General features: G+C 61.3%; 13 protein-coding genes. 8 read left to right on the top strand and 5 right to left on the bottom strand.

The window, feature by feature from the left end; translation table 11 throughout:
• The first annotated feature begins 53 nt into the window (after positions 1-53).
• Positions 54-1,928, top strand: a complete 1,875-nt coding sequence (locus PMA3_RS21010; protein WP_064678989.1) for an MFS transporter — start codon at positions 54-56, stop codon at positions 1,926-1,928.
• A gap of 31 nt (positions 1,929-1,959) precedes the next feature.
• Here PMA3_RS21010 and PMA3_RS21005 read toward each other — a convergent pair whose 3' ends face one another.
• From PMA3_RS21005 to PMA3_RS20985, 5 genes are all read right to left on the bottom strand, one after another.
• Entirely contained in the window at positions 1,960-2,886 is a 927-nt protein-coding gene (locus tag PMA3_RS21005) for a GGDEF domain-containing protein (protein ID WP_064678988.1), read from the bottom strand.
• 351 nt (positions 2,887-3,237) lie between these two features.
• Positions 3,238-3,978 (bottom strand): YciK family oxidoreductase, encoded by a 741-nt coding sequence (locus PMA3_RS21000; protein ID WP_064678987.1) that lies wholly within the window; start codon positions 3,976-3,978, stop codon positions 3,238-3,240.
• A 161-nt stretch (positions 3,979-4,139) separates the two neighbouring features.
• Positions 4,140-4,811, bottom strand: a complete 672-nt coding sequence (mupP, locus tag PMA3_RS20995) for an N-acetylmuramic acid 6-phosphate phosphatase MupP (protein ID WP_064678986.1) — start codon at positions 4,809-4,811, stop codon at positions 4,140-4,142.
• Between the two features lie 4 nt (positions 4,812-4,815).
• Positions 4,816-5,514: a bifunctional 2-polyprenyl-6-hydroxyphenol methylase/3-demethylubiquinol 3-O-methyltransferase UbiG gene (ubiG, locus tag PMA3_RS20990; protein ID WP_064678985.1), complete on the bottom strand. Its 699-nt coding sequence runs from the start codon at positions 5,512-5,514 to the stop codon at positions 4,816-4,818.
• A 48-nt stretch (positions 5,515-5,562) separates the two neighbouring features.
• Complete coding sequence (locus tag PMA3_RS20985) at positions 5,563-6,897, bottom strand: TRZ/ATZ family hydrolase (RefSeq protein WP_064678984.1); 1,335 nt, start codon at positions 6,895-6,897, stop codon at positions 5,563-5,565.
• A 108-nt stretch (positions 6,898-7,005) separates the two neighbouring features.
• Between PMA3_RS20985 and mtnA the strand changes: the two genes are divergently transcribed.
• From mtnA to cmk, 7 genes are all read left to right on the top strand, one after another.
• Positions 7,006-8,082, top strand: a complete 1,077-nt coding sequence (mtnA, locus tag PMA3_RS20980; protein ID WP_064678983.1) for an S-methyl-5-thioribose-1-phosphate isomerase — start codon at positions 7,006-7,008, stop codon at positions 8,080-8,082.
• 449 nt (positions 8,083-8,531) lie between these two features.
• Positions 8,532-11,315, top strand: a complete 2,784-nt coding sequence (gene gyrA, locus PMA3_RS20975) for a DNA gyrase subunit A (protein ID WP_064678982.1) — start codon at positions 8,532-8,534, stop codon at positions 11,313-11,315.
• 246 nt (positions 11,316-11,561) lie between these two features.
• Positions 11,562-12,647 (top strand): 3-phosphoserine/phosphohydroxythreonine transaminase, encoded by a 1,086-nt coding sequence (gene serC, locus PMA3_RS20970; protein WP_064678981.1) that lies wholly within the window; start codon positions 11,562-11,564, stop codon positions 12,645-12,647.
• Positions 12,647-13,741: a prephenate dehydratase gene (gene pheA / locus PMA3_RS20965; protein WP_007899727.1), complete on the top strand. Its 1,095-nt coding sequence runs from the start codon at positions 12,647-12,649 to the stop codon at positions 13,739-13,741. Before serC ends, pheA begins: the two co-directional genes overlap by 1 nt.
• A gap of 10 nt (positions 13,742-13,751) precedes the next feature.
• Positions 13,752-14,864 carry a histidinol-phosphate transaminase gene (gene hisC / locus PMA3_RS20960; RefSeq protein WP_064678980.1) on the top strand — a complete coding sequence of 371 codons (1,113 nt, stop codon included), beginning with the start codon at positions 13,752-13,754 and terminating at the stop codon, positions 14,862-14,864.
• 28 nt (positions 14,865-14,892) lie between these two features.
• Positions 14,893-17,100, top strand: a complete 2,208-nt coding sequence (locus PMA3_RS20955; protein ID WP_064678979.1) for a bifunctional prephenate dehydrogenase/3-phosphoshikimate 1-carboxyvinyltransferase — start codon at positions 14,893-14,895, stop codon at positions 17,098-17,100.
• Entirely contained in the window at positions 17,097-17,786 is a 690-nt protein-coding gene (cmk, locus tag PMA3_RS20950; protein WP_064678978.1) for a (d)CMP kinase, read from the top strand. Before PMA3_RS20955 ends, cmk begins: the two co-directional genes overlap by 4 nt.
• Positions 17,787-17,801: the final 15 nt, after the last annotated feature.

Genomic DNA, 17,801 nt, shown 5'->3' with positions numbered 1-17,801 from the left:
CATTCCAATCAACGTATCCACGCCACTCTCTACCAACATCAGGAACACGGAAGATGAGTCATCCCTCACAGTTCACCTTGCTTCGCACCCGGCGCTTCTTGCCGTTTTTCATCACTCAGTCGCTGGGTGCGTTCAACGACAACATATTCAAGCAGTCGTTGATCCTCGCCATTCTGTACAAGCTGGCGATCGAGGGTGACCGCTCAATCTGGGTCAACCTGTGTGCGCTGCTGTTCATCCTGCCGTTCTTTTTGTTCTCGGCGCTGGCCGGGCAGTTCGGCGAAAAATTCGCCAAGGATGCGCTGATCCGTCTGATCAAACTCGGGGAAATCGCCATCATGGCGGTCGGGGCGGTCGGTTTCATGTTCGATCACCTGTCGCTGATGCTGGTGGCGCTGTTTGCCATGGGCACCCACTCCGCGCTGTTCGGCCCGGTGAAATACTCGATCCTGCCCCAGGCCTTGCGCGAAGAAGAGCTGGTGGGCGGTAACGGCCTGGTGGAGATGGGCACCTTCCTGGCGATCCTCGCCGGAACCATCGGCGCCGGGATCATGATGTCGTCCAGTCAATACGCGCCCATCGTCTCCACGGCGATCATTGGCATTGCGGTCGTCGGTTATCTGGCCAGCCGCAGCATTCCTCGTGCCGCGGCCGCCTCGCCGGAAATGCGCCTGAACTGGAATATTTTCAGTCAATCCTGGGCCACCCTGAAGCTGGGCCTCGGCCAGACTCCGGCAGTGTCGCGATCGATTGTCGGCAACTCATGGTTCTGGTTTGTCGGGGCGATTTATCTGACGCAGATCCCGGCTTACGCCAAGGAGTGGATGCATGGCGACGAAACCGTAGTGACGCTGATTCTCACAGTGTTCTCGGTAGGGATCGCACTCGGCTCGATGCTCTGCGAGAAACTGTCCGGGCGCAAAGTCGAAATCGGCCTGGTGCCGTTCGGTTCGTTCGGCCTGACGGTGTTCGGGTTGCTGTTGTGGTGGCATTCCGGGGGCATTCCGGGCAGCGTCGACGGCCATGGCTGGGTCGAGATCCTTGGTTTCGGTCATACCTGGCTGGTGTTGATGGACATTCTCGGCCTGGGGATCTTTGGTGGCTTCTATATTGTGCCGCTGTATGCGCTGATCCAGTCGCGCACCCCCGAGAACGAGCGGGCGCGGGTGATTGCAGCCAACAACATTCTCAACGCGCTGTTCATGGTGGTCTCGGCGATTGTCTCGATCATATTGCTGAGCATGGCCCAGCTGTCGATCCCGCAGCTGTTCCTGGTGGTGTCGCTGCTAAACATCGGGGTCAACGCCTACATCTTCAAGATTGTCCCCGAGTTCAGCATGCGCTTCATGATCTGGCTGCTGAGCCATTCCATGTACCGCGTGGAGCATCGCAACCTGCAACTGATTCCCGATGAGGGCGCGGCGTTGCTGGTCTGCAATCATGTGTCCTTCGTCGATGCGTTGCTGATCGGTGGTGCGGTGCGTCGGCCAATCCGCTTTGTGATGTACTACAAGATCTACAACCTGCCGGTGCTGAATTTCATCTTTCGCACGGCCGGGACGATTCCGATCGCGGGGCGCCAGGAAGACATCCAGATCTACGAAAAAGCCTTCACGCGCATTGCCCGGTATCTGAAGGACGGTGAGCTGGTGTGCATCTTCCCTGAGGGCAAACTGACCGCCGATGGCGAGATCAATGAGTTCAAGGGCGGGCTGACGCGGATTCTTGAAGAGACACCGGTGCCGGTGATTCCGTTGGCACTGCAGGGATTGTGGGGCAGTTTTTTCAGTCGCGATCCGCGCAAGGGGGTGTTTCGTCGCTTATGGTCGCGAGTGACCCTGGTGGCAGGCCCTGCGGTGACTGTAGAAGCGGCGGAGCCCGCCAGGCTGCAAGGGTTGGTAGGCGAGTTGCGCGGCGCTGTCCGTTAGGGCTCTGCAGTACGGGCCGCGCTGGCGGCCTTCACCCCGCCATCGCCAACCGGTTGCGACCTGCGCGCTTGGCCACATACAGTGCATTATCGGCCCGTCGCAGCAGGCTATCGGCGGACTCGCCGGGCAACAGGGTCGAACAGCCGAGGCTGACCGTCAGCTCGATCGATTTGCCATCCGCGGCATATTCCTGCTCCTGCGCCGCAAATCGTAATCGCTCGCCGACCATGGCTGCCGCCTCCCGACCGGTGTTGGAAAGCAGAATCAGGAACTCTTCGCCACCAAAGCGGAACACCATGTCCACGTTGCGCAACTGGTGCTTGATCGAGCCGGCAACCGCCTTCAGTACTTCATCGCCAGCGCTGTGCCCGTGATTGTCGTTGACGTGTTTGAAGTGATCGATGTCCAGCATCAACAGCGACAAGGGTTGCAGGTGCTGGCGCGACATCTCGATCTCCCGTTGCAGCGTCTGATCCATGGCGATGCGGTTACCGGTGTCCGTCAGCGGATCACGCAAGGCGCTTTGGGTAGCGGCACGGTAGAGCAGGGTATTGCGCATCGGATACAACAATGCGGACAGTATCGACTCGAGGTTGCCTTGTTCCTGGTCGCTGAATGTCTGCTTGCGGCGGAATACCAGGCGCCCCAGGTGCTCGCCCTCATGGTTGAGGCTGAAGCTGATCGAATGAGGGGCACACTCGCCGAACTCCAGGCGCAAGTCGCTGGCCTTGTGTTCGTAGCTCAAGGCGTCCAGAGGGACCAGGCGCTGGATCTCGCGAAAAAACAGCCCGAGGATGCGTTGCGGCTCAAGGCTGGTTTGTAAAAGTTGGCTCAGCTGCTGGCGCATTTGCGCAAGGCTGACCGACCTTTCCGGACGGGGGGGCTGCTGACCAAAGCCCAGGCGTTGCAATTTGGCGCGATCGAAGTCAATTGCGTTGGTCTGGGAAGGTGGTTTCATATGGCGTGCGCCCCTGAGCAGTAAGACAGTCTTACAAGCTGGGTGAGAGCGGCTTTGGGCTGCGCGTCATACTGATCCATCAGTCCCGTAGGACATCTCCTACGAGTCTAATCCGCTTTGCTGAAGATAAAGTAACTATCGACGCCCCATCTGCTTTCACACTGCGTGTCTGAGCTGGTTTAGAGCGAACGTCTTGCCAAAATGTTCAACTGGATAATAACGATATAATTCAATGGCTTGAGGCTGTGGTGGGAGAGCAGGCGAGTGACGCCGGTTGTTTGACCAGCAATTGCGGGGGTATTTAAAGCGCCGCGACCAGAGGCTGTCGCGGCACAAAAGCGACGCGCGGTGTTACTGAGCGTTGAAAGCCTGGCCGTTGATACCCGTGCTGTCTGGCCCCATCAGGTAGAGATAGACCGGCATGATCTCCTCCGGCGTGGGGTTGTTCAGCGGGTTTTCACCAGGGTAGGCCTGGGCGCGCATGCTGGTGCGGGTGGCGCCGGGGTTGATGCTGTTGGCGCGCACCGGCGCCACGGTATCGACTTCATCGGCCAGGGTTTGCATCAAGCCTTCGGTGGCAAATTTGGAGATCCCGTACGCACCCCAATAGGCGCGCCCCTTGCGGCCGACGCTGCTGGAGGTGAATACCACCGAGGCGTCCTGGGACAGCTTGAGCAGCGGCAGTAGCGTACTGGTCAGCATGAACATCGCGTTGACGTTGACGTGCATGACGCGCATGAAGTTTTCACCGGACAGCTGCTCGATCGGCGTACGCGGGCCGATGATCGACGCGTTGTGCAACAGGCCGTCGAGGTGGCCGAATTCGGTTTCGATCATTGCCGCCAGCTCATCGTATTGATGGGGCAGGGCGGTTTCCAGATTGAACGGGATCACCACCGGCTGTGGATGACCGGCGGCTTCTATGTCGTCGTAGACCTGAGTCAGGTTGGCCTCGGTCTTGCCCAGCAGCAGCACGGTGGCGCCATGGGCGGCATAGGTTTTCGCAGCGGCAGCGCCGATGCCACGACCGGCACCGGTGACCAGGATGACCCGGTCCTTGAGCAGTTCGGGGCGGGCGGAATAATCAAACATAAAAACCTCTACAAATCAGAAGACGGGCGCTGCCCTTTTGTAGGAGCGAGCTTGCTCCGGGCGGCGTTCCGACGAAAAACCAGAGAGCGCCGAGTGGTGTCAGATTTTACGCGTTATCGTTGACGACCATCGCGAGCAAGCTCGCTCCTACAGGGGTAGCCTCAGCAGCCGCAAAGGGCGCTATCAAGCACCTTGCGCAGCTCCAACGGATGATCCACCACCACATCCGCGCCCCAGTGCCGCGGGTTATCGTCCGGATGGATATAGCCAAAGGTCACCGCAGCGGTTCGGGTACCGGCATCGCGACCGGATTCGATATCGCGCAGGTCATCACCCACGAACAGTACGCTGGCCGGGTCCAGGTCGAGCATCTTGCAGGCGAGGATCAACGGCTCGGGATCCGGCTTGCTGTTTTTCACATGGTCCGGGCAAATCAGCAGCGCCGAGCGCTCGGCCAGCCCCAGCTGCTGCATGATCGGCTCGGCGAACCGCAGCGGCTTATTGGTGACCACGCCCCAGATCAAATTGGCTTTCTCGATATCGGCCAGCAGTTCGCCCATGCCGTCGAACAATTTGCTGTGAACGGCGCAACCCACGAGATAGCGCTCGAGGAACTCCAGGCGCAACGCCTCGAATCCCGGGGATTCCGGGTCCATGGCGAAGGTCGCGGCGACCATCGCCTTGGCGCCGCCGGAGATTTCGTCGCGAATCTGTTTGTCGTTGATCGGCGGCAAGCCGCGGTCGGCACGCATCGCCTGACAGATGGCAATGAAGTCCGGCGCGGTGTCGAGCAGGGTGCCGTCCATGTCGAAAAGGACTGCTCTGATACGCATCGGCTTACTCCTCGCGCAGGGTCTGGATCATGTAGTTGACGTCCACGTCGGACGCGAGCTTGTAGTGTTTGGTCAGCGGGTTGTACGTCAGGCCGATGATGTCCTTGACGGTCAGCCCGGCCATGCGGCTCCAGGCACCCAGCTCCGAAGGGCGGATAAATTTCTTGAAATCATGGGTCCCGCGGGGCAGCAGCTTCATGATGTATTCGGCGCCGACGATGGCGAACAGGTACGCCTTCGGGTTGCGGTTGATGGTGGAGAAAAACACCTGGCCACCGGGCTTGACCATGCGGAAGCAGGCGCGGATCACCGAGGAGGGGTCTGGCACGTGCTCGAGCATTTCCAGGCAGGTGACCACGTCGAACTGCTCGGGCATCTCTTCGGCCAGGGCTTCGGCGGTGATCTGCCGGTACTCGACACTCACGCCCGACTCCAGCTGATGCAATTGCGCGACCGCCAGCGGCGCTTCGCCCATATCGATGCCCATTACGGTCGCGCCACGCTGGGCCATGGCTTCGCTGAGGATGCCGCCGCCGCAGCCGACGTCGAGGACTTTCTTACCGGCCAGGTGGACCCGTTCGTCAATCCAGTTGACGCGCAGCGGGTTGATGTCGTGCAGCGGTTTGAACTCGCTTTCGCGATCCCACCAGCGATGGGCCAGGGCTTCGAATTTGGCGATTTCGGCGTAGTCGACGTTGCTCATGCTTAAGTCCTCTGAAACTTGAAAAATCCTGTTGCCCCGACCGGGGGCTTACGATTCGGTACGGCCGCTGATGCGCTGGCCCCAGGCCTTGGCGGTGGCACAAAGCTGATCTTCATCCAGGCGGGTCAGGCGGCGGTCGTCGAGCAATTGCTTGCCGGCGACCCAAAGGTGTTTCACGCAGTCCCGGCCCGTGGCGTATATAAGCTGCGAAACCGGGTCGTAGACCGGTTGTTGCGCCAGGCCAGAGAGATCGAAGGCCACCATGTCCGCGGCTTTGCCGACTTCCAGCGAGCCGACGTCAGTTTCGATCCCGAGCGCGCGGGCGCCGTTGAGGGTGGCCATGCGCAGCGCGCGATGGGCGTCCAGCGCGGTGGCGGAACCGGCAACGGCCTTGGCCAGCAATGCCGCGGTGCGGGTTTCGCCGAGCAGGTCGAGGTCATTGTTGCTCGCCGCGCCATCGGTGCCGATGGCGACATTGACGCCGGCCTGCCACAAGCGCTCCACCGGGCAGAAACCGCTGGCGAGCTTCAGGTTCGATTCCGGGCAATGGATCACGCTGGTATTGCTTTCTACCAGCAACACCAGGTCCTCATCGCTGATCTGCGTCATGTGGACTGCCTGGAAGCGCGGCCCCAGGAGACCCAGGCGACCGAGGCGGGCCAACGGGCGTTCGCCGTATTGCTCGACCGACTGCTGCACTTCGAAGGCGGTTTCGTGGACGTGCATGTGAATCGAGGCGTCCAGTTCTTCGGCGATCACCCGGATTTTCTCCAGGTTTTCGTCGCCCACGGTGTAGGGTGCATGGGGGCCGAAGGTAATTTTGATACGCTCGTGGTGCTTGAGATCGTTGAACAGTTCGACGCCCTGGCGAATGGCGTCGTCCGCGGTGCTGGCGCCCGGGATCGGAAAGTCGAGGATCGGAATGGCGATTTGCCCGCGAATGCCGCTGTCATGGATGCATTCGCTGGCAACCTTGGGGAAGAAATACATGTCGGAGAAGCAGGTGATGCCGCCTTTGATCTGCTCGGCGATCGCCAGGTCGGTGCCGTCACGCACAAAGGTTTCGTCTACCCATTTGGCTTCGGCCGGCCAAATGTGCCGTTCCAGCCAGGCCATCAGCGGCAGATCGTCCGCCAGGCCGCGGAACAGTGTCATCGCGGCATGCCCGTGAGCATTGATCAGGCCAGGACAGAGCAGCATGTCCGGCAATTCGCGGATTTCGCGGGCATCAAGCTTCAGTGCCGCGGCGCGCGGGCCGATAAAGACGATGCGCCCGTCGCGGATGCCCAAAGCGTGCTCCTTGAGGACAACGCCAGCGGGTTCGACGGGTACCAGCCAGGTCGGCAGTAATAGCAGGTCGAGCGCAACGGCAGTGTTCGGCATCGAAGATGGGTTCCAGTGCTTTTGTAAAGGATGGCGAAGTATACCCGAGCGTGTTCGCGGGGGGATCGCTATAATCGGCGGCTTTTGTGTCTGAGTGCGGGGTGGGGAATGCGCGATCGATTGTTGGCTGCGGAGAAAGTGAAGGCCATCGATTGGCGTGATGGCGCCCTGTATCTGCTGGATCAACGTATTTTGCCGTTCGAAGAAACGTGGATCGGCTATACCAGCGCCGCGGGTGTGGCCGAGGCCATTCGCTCGATGGTCGTGCGCGGCGCGCCGGCCATTGGCATCAGTGCCGCTTATGGCGTGGTGTTGGCGGCGCGTGCCCGGTTTGCCGAAGGCGGCGACTGGCGGGCGGCGCTGGAGGCGGATTTCGCGCTGCTCGCCGATGCCCGTCCCACCGCGGTCAACCTGTTCTGGGCCCTGGGCCGCATGCGCGAACGGCTTGGGCGTCTCAAGCATCACGCCGATCCGCTGGCGGTGCTGGAAGCGGAAGCCATTGCCATTCATGACAGTGATCGCGAAGCCAACCTGACGATGGCGCAGCTGGGGGTGGACCTGATTCGCAAGCACCAGGGCAATGCCCAGGCGTTCCTGACCCATTGCAACACCGGTGCCTTGGCCACCGGCGGCTTCGGCACGGCGCTGGGGGTGATTCGCGGGGCGTTCCTTGAAGGCATGGTCGAACGGGTGTACGCCGACGAAACCCGGCCCTGGCTGCAAGGTTCGCGCCTGACCGCGTGGGAATTGGCCAACGAGGGCATTCCGGTCACGCTCAATGCCGACTCGGCCGCTGCCCACATCATGAAAACCAAGGGCATTACCTGGGTGATCGTGGGGGCCGACCGCATCAGCGCCAATGGTGACGTGGCGAACAAGATCGGCACCTACCAATTGGCGGTAAACGCCATGCACCACGGTGTGCGCTTCATGGTCGTGGCGCCGAGTTCGACCATCGACATGAACCTGGCCAGTGGCGACGACATTCCCATCGAGGAGCGTGACGGTCGCGAGTTGCTGGATGTGGGCGGTACGCGGGTCGGGGCCGATGTCGAGGCGTTCAACCCGGTGTTTGACGTGACCCCGGCAGACCTGATCGATGTGATCGTCACGGAAAAGGGCATTGTCGAGCGGCCTGATACGGCGAAAATGACGCAGTTGATGTGTCGCAAGCGGTTACATTGATGATCTGCGGTGCCTGATAAATCGCCTTCGCGAGCAAGCCCGCTCCCACAGGGATCTGTGTTGCACCGAAAATCTCGGGCATACAACAGACCCTGTGGGAGCGGCGGTGCGGCGATCCGACTTGCCCGCGATGAGGTCTGCAAGGTCAATAAATCAGCTTGAAATCTGCATTCGGCATCTCTCTAAGCCTCTCTCGTCCCCTTCAAGCCTGTCATCGGTCAACTAACTATGCTCCATGCGCATCAGGGGGATAGGTGCGTGGCGGCTCTTGTGATAACATCCGGCGTTTTCCGAGGCAGTCCCACGGGGTTGTCTTTACTGCGCAGATCCATGGCATAACTTGTTGATTTGTCGTAAGTCGGTGCACGGCACTCAGCCTGCAGCGGCGAGCTTCGTTCGTCCCATATGGATGTGACGAAGTTTCACCAGAAAAAGGAATCAGGCTTCTCATGGGCGAACTGGCCAAAGAAATCCTCCCGGTCAATATCGAAGACGAGCTGAAGCAGTCCTACCTCGACTACGCGATGAGCGTAATTGTCGGGCGGGCACTGCCGGATGCGCGCGATGGCTTGAAGCCCGTGCACCGGCGCGTGCTGTTCGCGATGAGCGAGCTGGGCAACGACTTCAACAAGCCGTACAAGAAATCTGCCCGTGTTGTCGGTGACGTGATCGGTAAGTATCACCCGCACGGTGATACCGCGGTGTACGACACCATCGTCCGGATGGCGCAGCCATTCTCCCTGCGCTACCTGCTGGTAGACGGCCAGGGCAACTTCGGTTCGGTGGACGGCGACAACGCCGCGGCCATGCGATACACCGAAGTGCGCATGACCAAGCTGGCGCACGAGCTGCTGGCCGACCTGCATAAAGAAACCGTGGACTGGGTGCCGAACTACGACGGCACCGAAATGATCCCGGCGGTCATGCCGACCCGTATTCCCAACCTGCTGGTCAACGGCTCCAGCGGTATCGCCGTGGGCATGGCGACCAACATCCCGCCGCACAACCTCGGTGAAGTCATCGACGGTTGCCTGGCACTCATCGACAACCCTGAGTTGACCATCGATGAGCTGATGCAATACATCCCTGGTCCGGACTTCCCGACCGCCGCGATCATCAACGGTCGCGCCGGCATCATCGAAGCCTACCGCACCGGTCGCGGGCGCATTTACATGCGCGCCCGCTCGATGATCGAAGACATCGACAAGGTCGGTGGTCGTCAACAGATCGTCATCACCGAGCTGCCTTACCAGCTGAACAAGGCCCGTCTGATCGAGAAGATCGCCGAGCTGGTCAAAGAGAAGAAGCTTGAAGGCATCACCGAACTGCGCGACGAGTCCGACAAGGACGGTATGCGCGTCGTGATCGAACTGCGTCGCGGCGAAGTGCCAGAGGTGATCCTCAACAACCTCTACGCCCAGACCCAGCTGCAAGCGGTGTTCGGTATCAACATCGTCGCGCTGATCGACGGCCGTCCGCGGATCCTCAATCTCAAGGACCTGCTGGAAGCCTTCGTTCGTCACCGTCGCGAAGTCGTTACCCGCCGGACCGTGTTCGAGCTGCGTAAAGCCCGCGAACGTGGCCACATCCTTGAAGGTCAAGCGGTTGCCCTGTCGAACATCGACCCGGTCATCGCCCTGATCAAAGCCTCGCCAACGCCGTCGGAAGCCAAGGAAGCGCTGATCAAGACCGCGTGGGAATCGTCCGCCGTGGTCGCGATGGTCGAGCGCGCCGGTGCCGATTCCTGCCGTCCAGAGACCCTGGACCCGCAATACGGTCTGCGCGAAGGCAAGTACTACCTGTCGCCAGAGCAGGCGCAAGCCATTCTGGAGCTGCGTCTGCACCGTCTGACCGGCCTGGAACACGAAAAGCTGCTGGCCGAGTATCAAGAGATCCTCAACCAGATCGGCGAACTGATCCGCATCCTCAGCAGCGCCACGCGCCTGATGGAAGTGATCCGCGAAGAGCTGGAAGTGATCCGCGCCGAATACGGCGATGTGCGTCGCACCGAGATTCTCGATGCCCGTCTCGACCTGACCCTGGGCGACATGATCCCGGAAGAAGAGCGCGTCGTGACCATTTCCCACGGTGGCTACGCCAAGACCCAGCCGTTGGCTGCGTACCAGGCCCAGCGTCGTGGCGGTAAAGGCAAATCGGCCACCGGCGTCAAGGATGAGGACTACATCGCTCACCTGCTGGTCGCCAACAGCCACACCACGCTGCTGCTGTTCTCCAGCAAAGGCAAGGTGTACTGGCTCAAGACCTACGAGATTCCGGAAGCGTCCCGCGCGGCCCGCGGTCGTCCGCTGGTCAACCTCTTGCCACTGAGCGAGGGTGAATACATCACCACCATGCTGCCGGTCGATCTGGAAGCCATGAAGAGGCAGGCTGATGAAGAAGAAGCCGAAGGCGCCGAGGCTGATGTAGAAGAAATCGAAAACAGCAACGAAACCGACGAGGAGCGTCGTGCTCGTATCAAGGCTGCTGACCGCAAGAAGGCGCCGTTCATCTTCATGTCGACCGCTAACGGTACGGTCAAGAAGACGCCGCTGGTGGCCTTCAGTCGTCAGCGTAGCGTCGGTCTGATCGCGCTGGAGCTGGACGAGGGCGACATTCTGATTTCCGCCGCCGTGACTGACGGCGAGCAGGAAATCATGCTGTTCTCCGACGGCGGTAAAGTGACTCGCTTCAAGGAATCCGAAGTTCGCGCCATGGGCCGTACCGCCCGCGGTGTGCGCGGCATGCGTCTGCCGGAAGGCCAGAAGCTGATTTCCATGCTGATCCCGGAAGAAGGCAGCGAGATCCTCACCGCTTCGGCCCGTGGTTACGGCAAGCGCACGGCGATCAGCGAGTTCCCTGAATACAAACGTGGCGGTCAGGGCGTTATCGCCATGGTCAGCAACGACCGTAACGGCCGTCTGGTCGGCGCGGTGCAGGTGCAGGACGGTGAAGAGATCATGCTGATCTCCGACCAGGGCACCCTGGTTCGTACCCGTGTCGACGAAGTCTCCAGCCTGGGTCGTAACACCCAGGGCGTGACCCTGATCAAGCTGGCCAGCGATGAAACGCTGGTAGGCCTGGAACGGGTTCAGGAGCCGTCGGAAGTCGAAGGCGAAGAGCTGGAAGGCGAAGAGGGTGAAGAAGGTGCAGTGTTCGACGGTGAGGTCGTGATCGACGACGTTGCCGACGACCAGCAACTCGACGCCGCCGCTGACGAAGAACCGCAAGAGTAAGCGGGCACACAGGGGGCGGATGAAAATTCGCCCCCTTGTTGTTTGTCCCTTTGGAAATAATGATGCCCCTGTAGGAGCGAGCTTGCTCGCGATGGACGTTAACGATGACGCAGGTTTTCTGATTGAACGCGGCGCCCTCAACTTCTTCGCGAGCAAGCTCGCTCCTACAGTTGATCGCTCTTGCCATCCGCGGGACGATCGCACCGTAATATTGCGTGTTACCACCAAATCAGAGCGAGATTGGATGTGAGCAAGAGAGCCTATAACTTCTGCGCCGGTCCTGCGGCGCTACCCGAAGCTGTCCTGCAGCGCGCCCAGGGTGAACTCCTTGACTGGCACGGCAAGGGCCTGTCGGTCATGGAAATGAGCCATCGCAGTGATGAGTTCGTGTCCATCGCCACCAAGGCCGAGCAGGATCTGCGTGATCTGCTGAATATCCCCTCGAACTATAAAGTGCTGTTCCTGCAAGGTGGCGCCAGCCAGCAATTCGCGCAGATTCCTCTGAACCTGTTGCCGGAAAGCGGCACCGCCGACTATATCGACACCGGTATCTGGTCGCAGAAAGCCATCGAAGAAGCTTCGCGCTACGGCCACGTCAACGTTGCGGCCACCGCCAAGCCTTACGACTATTTCGCCATTCCCGGTCAGAACGAGTGGAACCTGTCGAAAGATGCGGCCTACGTTCACTACGCACCGAACGAAACCATCGGCGGCCTGGAATTCCAGTGGATCCCGCAAACCGGTGACGTTCCGCTGGTGGCCGACATGTCCTCGGACATCCTCTCGCGTCCGATGGACATTTCGCGCTTCGGCATGATCTACGCCGGCGCCCAGAAGAACATCGGTCCGAGCGGCCTGGTCGTCACCATCATTCGTGAAGACCTGCTGGGTCGTGCCCGTTCCCTGTGCCCGACCATGCTCAACTACAAGGTCGCGGCCGATAACGGCTCGATGTACAACACCCCGCCAACCCTGGCCTGGTACCTGTCGGGCCTGGTATTCGAATGGCTGAAAGAGCAAGGTGGCGTTGAAGCCATCGGCAAGCTCAACGACGTGAAACAGCGCACGCTGTACGATTTCATCGACGCCAGCGGCCTGTACAGCAACCCGATCAACAAGTCGGACCGCTCGTGGATGAACGTGCCGTTCCGCCTGGCGGACGACCGTCTGGACAAGCCATTCCTGGCCGGTGCCGACGAGCGTGGCCTGTTGAACCTCAAGGGTCACCGATCCGTGGGCGGCATGCGCGCCTCCATCTATAACGCCGTCGATATCGTTGCGGTCAACGCGCTGGTGTCGTACATGGCAGAGTTCGAGAAGGAACACGGTTAATGTCTGAGCAAGAACTCAAGGCACTGCGCCTGCGCATTGATGCACTGGACGAAAAAGTCCTGGAGCTGATCAGTGAGCGCGCACGCTGCGCCCAGGAAGTTGCGCGGGTAAAGATGGCCTCGCTGGCCGAAGGCGAAGTGCCGGTGTTCTATCGTCCAGAGCGTGAAGCTCAGGTGCTCAAGCGCGTGATGGAGCGTAACCAGGGGCCGCTGGGCAACGAAGAGATGGCGCGGCTGTTCCGCGAAATCATGTCCTCGTGCCTGGCCCTCGAGCAGCCGCTGAAAGTGGCTTACCTCGGCCCTGAAGGGACCTTTACCCAGGCGGCGGCCATGAAGCATTTCGGCCATGCGGTGATCAGCAAGCCGATGGCGGCGATCGACGAAGTGTTCCGCGAAGTGGCGGCCGGCGCGGTGAACTTTGGCGTGGTCCCGGTGGAAAACTCCACCGAGGGCGCGGTCAACCACACCCTCGACAGCTTCCTCGAGCACGACATGGTGATCTGTGGCGAAGTCGAGCTGCGCATTCACCACCACCTGTTGGTCGGTGAAAACACCAAGACCGACAGCATCAGCCGCATCTATTCCCACGCCCAGTCCCTGGCCCAGTGCCGCAAGTGGCTGGACGCCCATTACCCGAATGTCGAGCGCGTGGCGGTGTCCAGCAACGCCGAGGCGGCCAAGCGGGTCAAGGGTGAGTGGAACTCGGCGGCGATTGCCGGCGACATGGCTGCGGGCTTGTACGGCTTGACCCGTCTGGCGGAAAAAATCGAGGATCGCCCGGACAACTCCACGCGATTCCTGATGATCGGCAGCCAGGAAGTGCCGCCGACCGGCGACGACAAGACCTCGATCATCGTGTCCATGAGCAACAAGCCTGGCGCGCTGCACGAATTGCTGGTGCCGTTCCACGACAATGGCATCGACCTGACGCGCATCGAGACCCGTCCGTCGCGCAGCGGTAAATGGACCTACGTGTTCTTCATCGATTTCGTCGGCCACCACCGCGATCCGCTGGTAAAAGGTGTGCTGGAAAAAATCAGTCAGGAAGCAGTAGCACTCAAAGTGCTGGGTTCCTACCCGAAAGCAGTTCTCTAAGGGGTAGCAAATGAGTGGCGACTTCCTCGCTCTGGCACAGCCGGGCGTGCAACAACTTTCGCCTTACGTTCCGGGCAAGCCTGTGGACGAACTGGCGCGCGAGCTGGATATCGATCCGGCCAGCATCGTCAAACTGGCGAGCAACGAAAATCCGTTGGGCGCCAGTCCCAAGGCGCTGGCAGCGATTCGCGAAGAGCTGGCCGAGCTGACCCGCTACCCGGACGGCAACGGTTTTGCGCTCAAGACCCTGCTGGCGGAACAGTGCCGCGTCGAGCTGAACCAGGTGACCCTGGGCAACGGTTCCAACGACATCCTCGAGCTGGTCGCGCGCGCCTATCTGGCGCCGGGCCTGAACGCGGTGTTCAGCGAGCACGCGTTTGCGGTCTACCCGATCGTGACCCAGGCCGTTGGTGCCCAGGCGAAAGTGATCCCGGCCAAAGACTGGGGCCATGACCTGTCGGCCATGCTGGCCGCGATCGATGCCAATACCCGCGTGGTGTTCATCGCCAACCCGAACAACCCGACCGGGACCTGGTTCGGTGCCGAAGCGCTGGACGAATTCCTGCAGGATGTGCCGGAACACGTGCTGGTGGTACTGGACGAGGCCTACATCGAATACGCCGAGGGCAGCAACTTGCCGGACGGCCTGGACTACCTGGCGGCTTACCCGAACCTGCTGGTCTCGCGCACCTTCTCCAAGGCCTATGGCCTGGCGGCGCTGCGGGTCGGTTATGGCTTGTCTACCGCAGTGGTCGCCGATGTGCTGAACCGCGTGCGTCAGCCGTTCAACGTCAACAGCCTGGCCCTGGCCGCGGCGTGCGCTGCGTTGCAAGACACCGATTACCTGGCTGAAAGCCGTCGCCTGAACGAATCCGGCATGCAGCAACTGGAAGCAGGTTTCCGGGAGCTGGGGCTGAGCTGGATTCCATCCAAAGGCAACTTCATCTGCGTCGATCTGGGTCGTGTCGCGGCACCGGTCTTCCAGGGTCTGCTGCGCGAAGGCGTGATCGTGCGTCCGGTCGCCAACTACGGCCTGCCGAACCACCTGCGCGTCACCATCGGCCTGCCGGCGGAAAACAGCCGCTTCCTCGAGGCGCTGACCAAGGTCCTGGCCCGTGGTTGATGTTAGTGCGCTGCAATCTGCTGCACCTGTGATCGGGCGCCTGGTGGTGGTCGGTCTGGGCTTGATCGGCGGCTCGTTTGCCAAGGGCTTGCGTGCAAGCGGCCTGTGCCGCGAAGTGGTCGGGGTCGATCTCGACCCGCAGTCGCGCAAGCTCGCAGTCGAATTGGGCGTGGTGGACCGTTGCGAAGAAGACCTGGCCGCCGCTTGCCAGGGCGCCGACGTGATTCAACTGGCCGTGCCGATCCTCGCCATGGAAAAAATGCTCGGCCGCCTGGCCGGCATGAACCTGGGGCAAGCGATTCTGACCGACGTTGGCAGCGCCAAGGGCAACGTCGTGCGTGCGGCAACCGCAGCGTTCGGCGGCATGCCTTCGCGTTTCGTGCCGGGGCATCCGATTGCCGGTTCCGAGCAGAGCGGGGTGGAAGCCTCCAACGCCGACCTGTTCCGCCGCCATAAAGTGATACTGACCCCGCTGGATCAAACCGATCCGGCAGCCTTGGCCGTGGTCGACCGCCTGTGGCGCGAACTGGGCGCCGATGTCGAGCACATGCAGGTCGAGCGTCACGACGAAGTGTTGGCGGCGACCAGCCATTTGCCGCACTTGTTGGCGTTCGGCCTGGTCGATTCATTGGCCAAGCGCAATGAAAACCTAGAGATCTTCCGTTACGCTGCCGGCGGTTTCCGCGATTTCACAAGAATCGCGGGGAGCGACCCGGTCATGTGGCACGACATCTTCCTCGCCAACCGCGAAGCTGTCCTGCGCACACTCGATACATTTCGCAGCGACCTCGACGCCTTGCGCGACGCGGTCGATGCAGGGGATGGGCACCAATTGTTGGGCGTGTTCACGCGCGCCCGGGTTGCCCGCGAACATTTCAGTAAAATCCTGGCCCGCCGGGCTTATGTGGACGCTATGAACTCCAACGACCTGATTTTCCTGGCACAACCTGGTGGCCGCCTGACTGGGCGGATTCGTGTACCGGGCGATAAATCGATTTCCCACCGTTCGATCATGCTCGGCTCCCTGGCCGAAGGCGTCACCGAAGTCGAAGGCTTCCTCGAGGGCGAAGACGCCCTGGCGACCTTGCAGGCCTTCCGCGACATGGGCGTGGTGATCGAAGGTCCGCACCACGGTCGCGTGACCATTCACGGCGTCGGCCTGCATGGCCTGAAGCCTGCGCCGGGCCCGATCTACCTGGGCAACTCGGGTACCTCGATGCGCCTGCTGTCCGGCCTGTTGGCTGCGCAGGACTTCGACAGCACCCTGACCGGTGACGCTTCGCTGTCCAAGCGCCCGATGAATCGCGTGGCCAATCCACTGCGTGAAATGGGCGCCGTGATCGAAACCGCCGCCGAAGGTCGTCCGCCGATGATCATTCGGGGCGGCAACAAGCTCAAGGGCCTGACCTACACCATGCCAATGGCCAGCGCCCAGGTGAAATCCTGCCTGTTGCTGGCCGGGCTGTACGCCGAAGGCAAGACCACCGTCACCGAGCCTGCACCGACCCGCGACCACACCGAGCGCATGCTGCGTGGCTTCGGCTACCCGGTCAGCGTCAACGGTGCCACCGCGTCGGTCGAGTCCGGCCACAAGCTGACTGCCACCCACATTGAAGTCCCGGGCGATATCTCCTCTTCCGCGTTCTTCCTGGTGGCTGCTTCGATCGCCGAAGGTTCGGAGCTGGTGCTCGAGCACGTCGGCATCAACCCGACCCGTACCGGCGTGATCGACATCCTGCGCCTGATGGGCGCGGATATCACCCTGGAAAACCAGCGTGAAGTCGGCGGCGAGCCGGTAGCGGACCTGCGCGTACGTGCAGCTAAACTCAAAGGTATAGAGATTCCCGAGGCGCTGGTTCCGCTGGCCATCGACGAGTTTCCGGTACTGTTCGTGGCCGCGGCCTGTGCCGAAGGGCGCACCGTCCTGCGTGGCGCCGAAGAGCTGCGAGTCAAGGAATCGGACCGGATCCAGGTCATGGCCGATGGCCTGCTGGCGCTGGGCGTCAAGTGCGAACCGACCCCGGACGGCATCATCATCGACGGCGGCCAGATCGGCGGCGGCGAAGTGCACGGTCACGGCGATCACCGCATCGCCATGGCCTTCAGCGTGGCCTCGCTGCGCGCCACGGCGCCGATCCGCATCCATGACTGTGCCAACGTCGCGACGTCGTTCCCGAACTTCCTCGCCTTGTGCGCGCAGGTCGGTATCCGTGTAGCACAAGAGGCTCAGTCGTGAAAATCATCGCACCGGTCATCACCATTGATGGGCCAAGCGGCTCTGGCAAAGGCACGGTCGCCGGGATTCTGGCCAAGCGTCTGGGCTGGAACCTGCTGGACTCCGGTGCGCTGTATCGACTGCTGGCGTTCGCGGCGTATAACCACGGCGTCGACCTGACCAATGAAGAGCTGCTGAAAAAACTTGCCGCTCATCTGGACGTGCAGTTCATCGCGGCGACCCACGGTCAACTGCAACGCATCATCCTGGAAGGTGACGAAGTCAGCGATGTCATCCGCACCGAAAGTGTCGGTTCGGGTGCCTCCCAGGTCGCGGCGCTGCCCGCCGTGCGCGAGGCGCTGCTACAGCGCCAGCGTGCGTTCCAGGAAGCTCCGGGCCTGGTGGCCGACGGTCGCGACATGGGCACGGTGGTGTTTCCGGACGCTCCGCTGAAGATATTCCTCACTGCCAGTGCCGAGGAGCGTGCGCGCCGTCGATACTTGCAGTTGAAGGACAAAGTCGATGGTGTTAGTCTGTCGAGTCTGCTAGATGAGATCCGTGCACGCGATGAGCGTGACACCCAGCGCGCAGTGGCCCCGCTCAAGCCGGCGGCCGACGCGATACAGCTGGATTCCACGGAGTTGTCCATCGAACAGGTGCTTGAACGCATCATGAGCGAGATCGCAATCCGCGATATCGCCGGGTGACCAAGAAACGACCCA

Source organism: Pseudomonas silesiensis (genome assembly GCF_001661075.1).
Lineage (GTDB): Bacteria > Pseudomonadota > Gammaproteobacteria > Pseudomonadales > Pseudomonadaceae > Aquipseudomonas > Aquipseudomonas silesiensis.
Note: the sequence above shows the minus strand (reverse complement) of the source record. Positions and strands in the feature narration are given on the sequence as shown.

Bases quoted from the DNA above. Each gene is read 5' to 3' on its own strand.
- PMA3_RS21010 (WP_064678989.1), top strand. From the start codon at position 54: ATGAGTCATCCCTCACAGTTCACCTTGCTTCGCACCCGGCGCTTCTTG.
- PMA3_RS21005 (WP_064678988.1), bottom strand. From the start codon at position 2,886: ATGAAACCACCTTCCCAGACCAACGCAATTGACTTCGATCGCGCCAAA.
- PMA3_RS21000 (WP_064678987.1), bottom strand. From the start codon at position 3,978: ATGTTTGATTATTCCGCCCGCCCCGAACTGCTCAAGGACCGGGTCATC.
- mupP (WP_064678986.1), bottom strand. From the start codon at position 4,811: ATGCGTATCAGAGCAGTCCTTTTCGACATGGACGGCACCCTGCTCGAC.
- ubiG (WP_064678985.1), bottom strand. From the start codon at position 5,514: ATGAGCAACGTCGACTACGCCGAAATCGCCAAATTCGAAGCCCTGGCC.
- PMA3_RS20985 (WP_064678984.1), bottom strand. From the start codon at position 6,897: ATGCCGAACACTGCCGTTGCGCTCGACCTGCTATTACTGCCGACCTGG.
- mtnA (WP_064678983.1), top strand. From the start codon at position 7,006: ATGCGCGATCGATTGTTGGCTGCGGAGAAAGTGAAGGCCATCGATTGG.
- gyrA (WP_064678982.1), top strand. From the start codon at position 8,532: ATGGGCGAACTGGCCAAAGAAATCCTCCCGGTCAATATCGAAGACGAG.
- pheA (WP_007899727.1), top strand. From the start codon at position 12,647: ATGTCTGAGCAAGAACTCAAGGCACTGCGCCTGCGCATTGATGCACTG.
- hisC (WP_064678980.1), top strand. From the start codon at position 13,752: ATGAGTGGCGACTTCCTCGCTCTGGCACAGCCGGGCGTGCAACAACTT.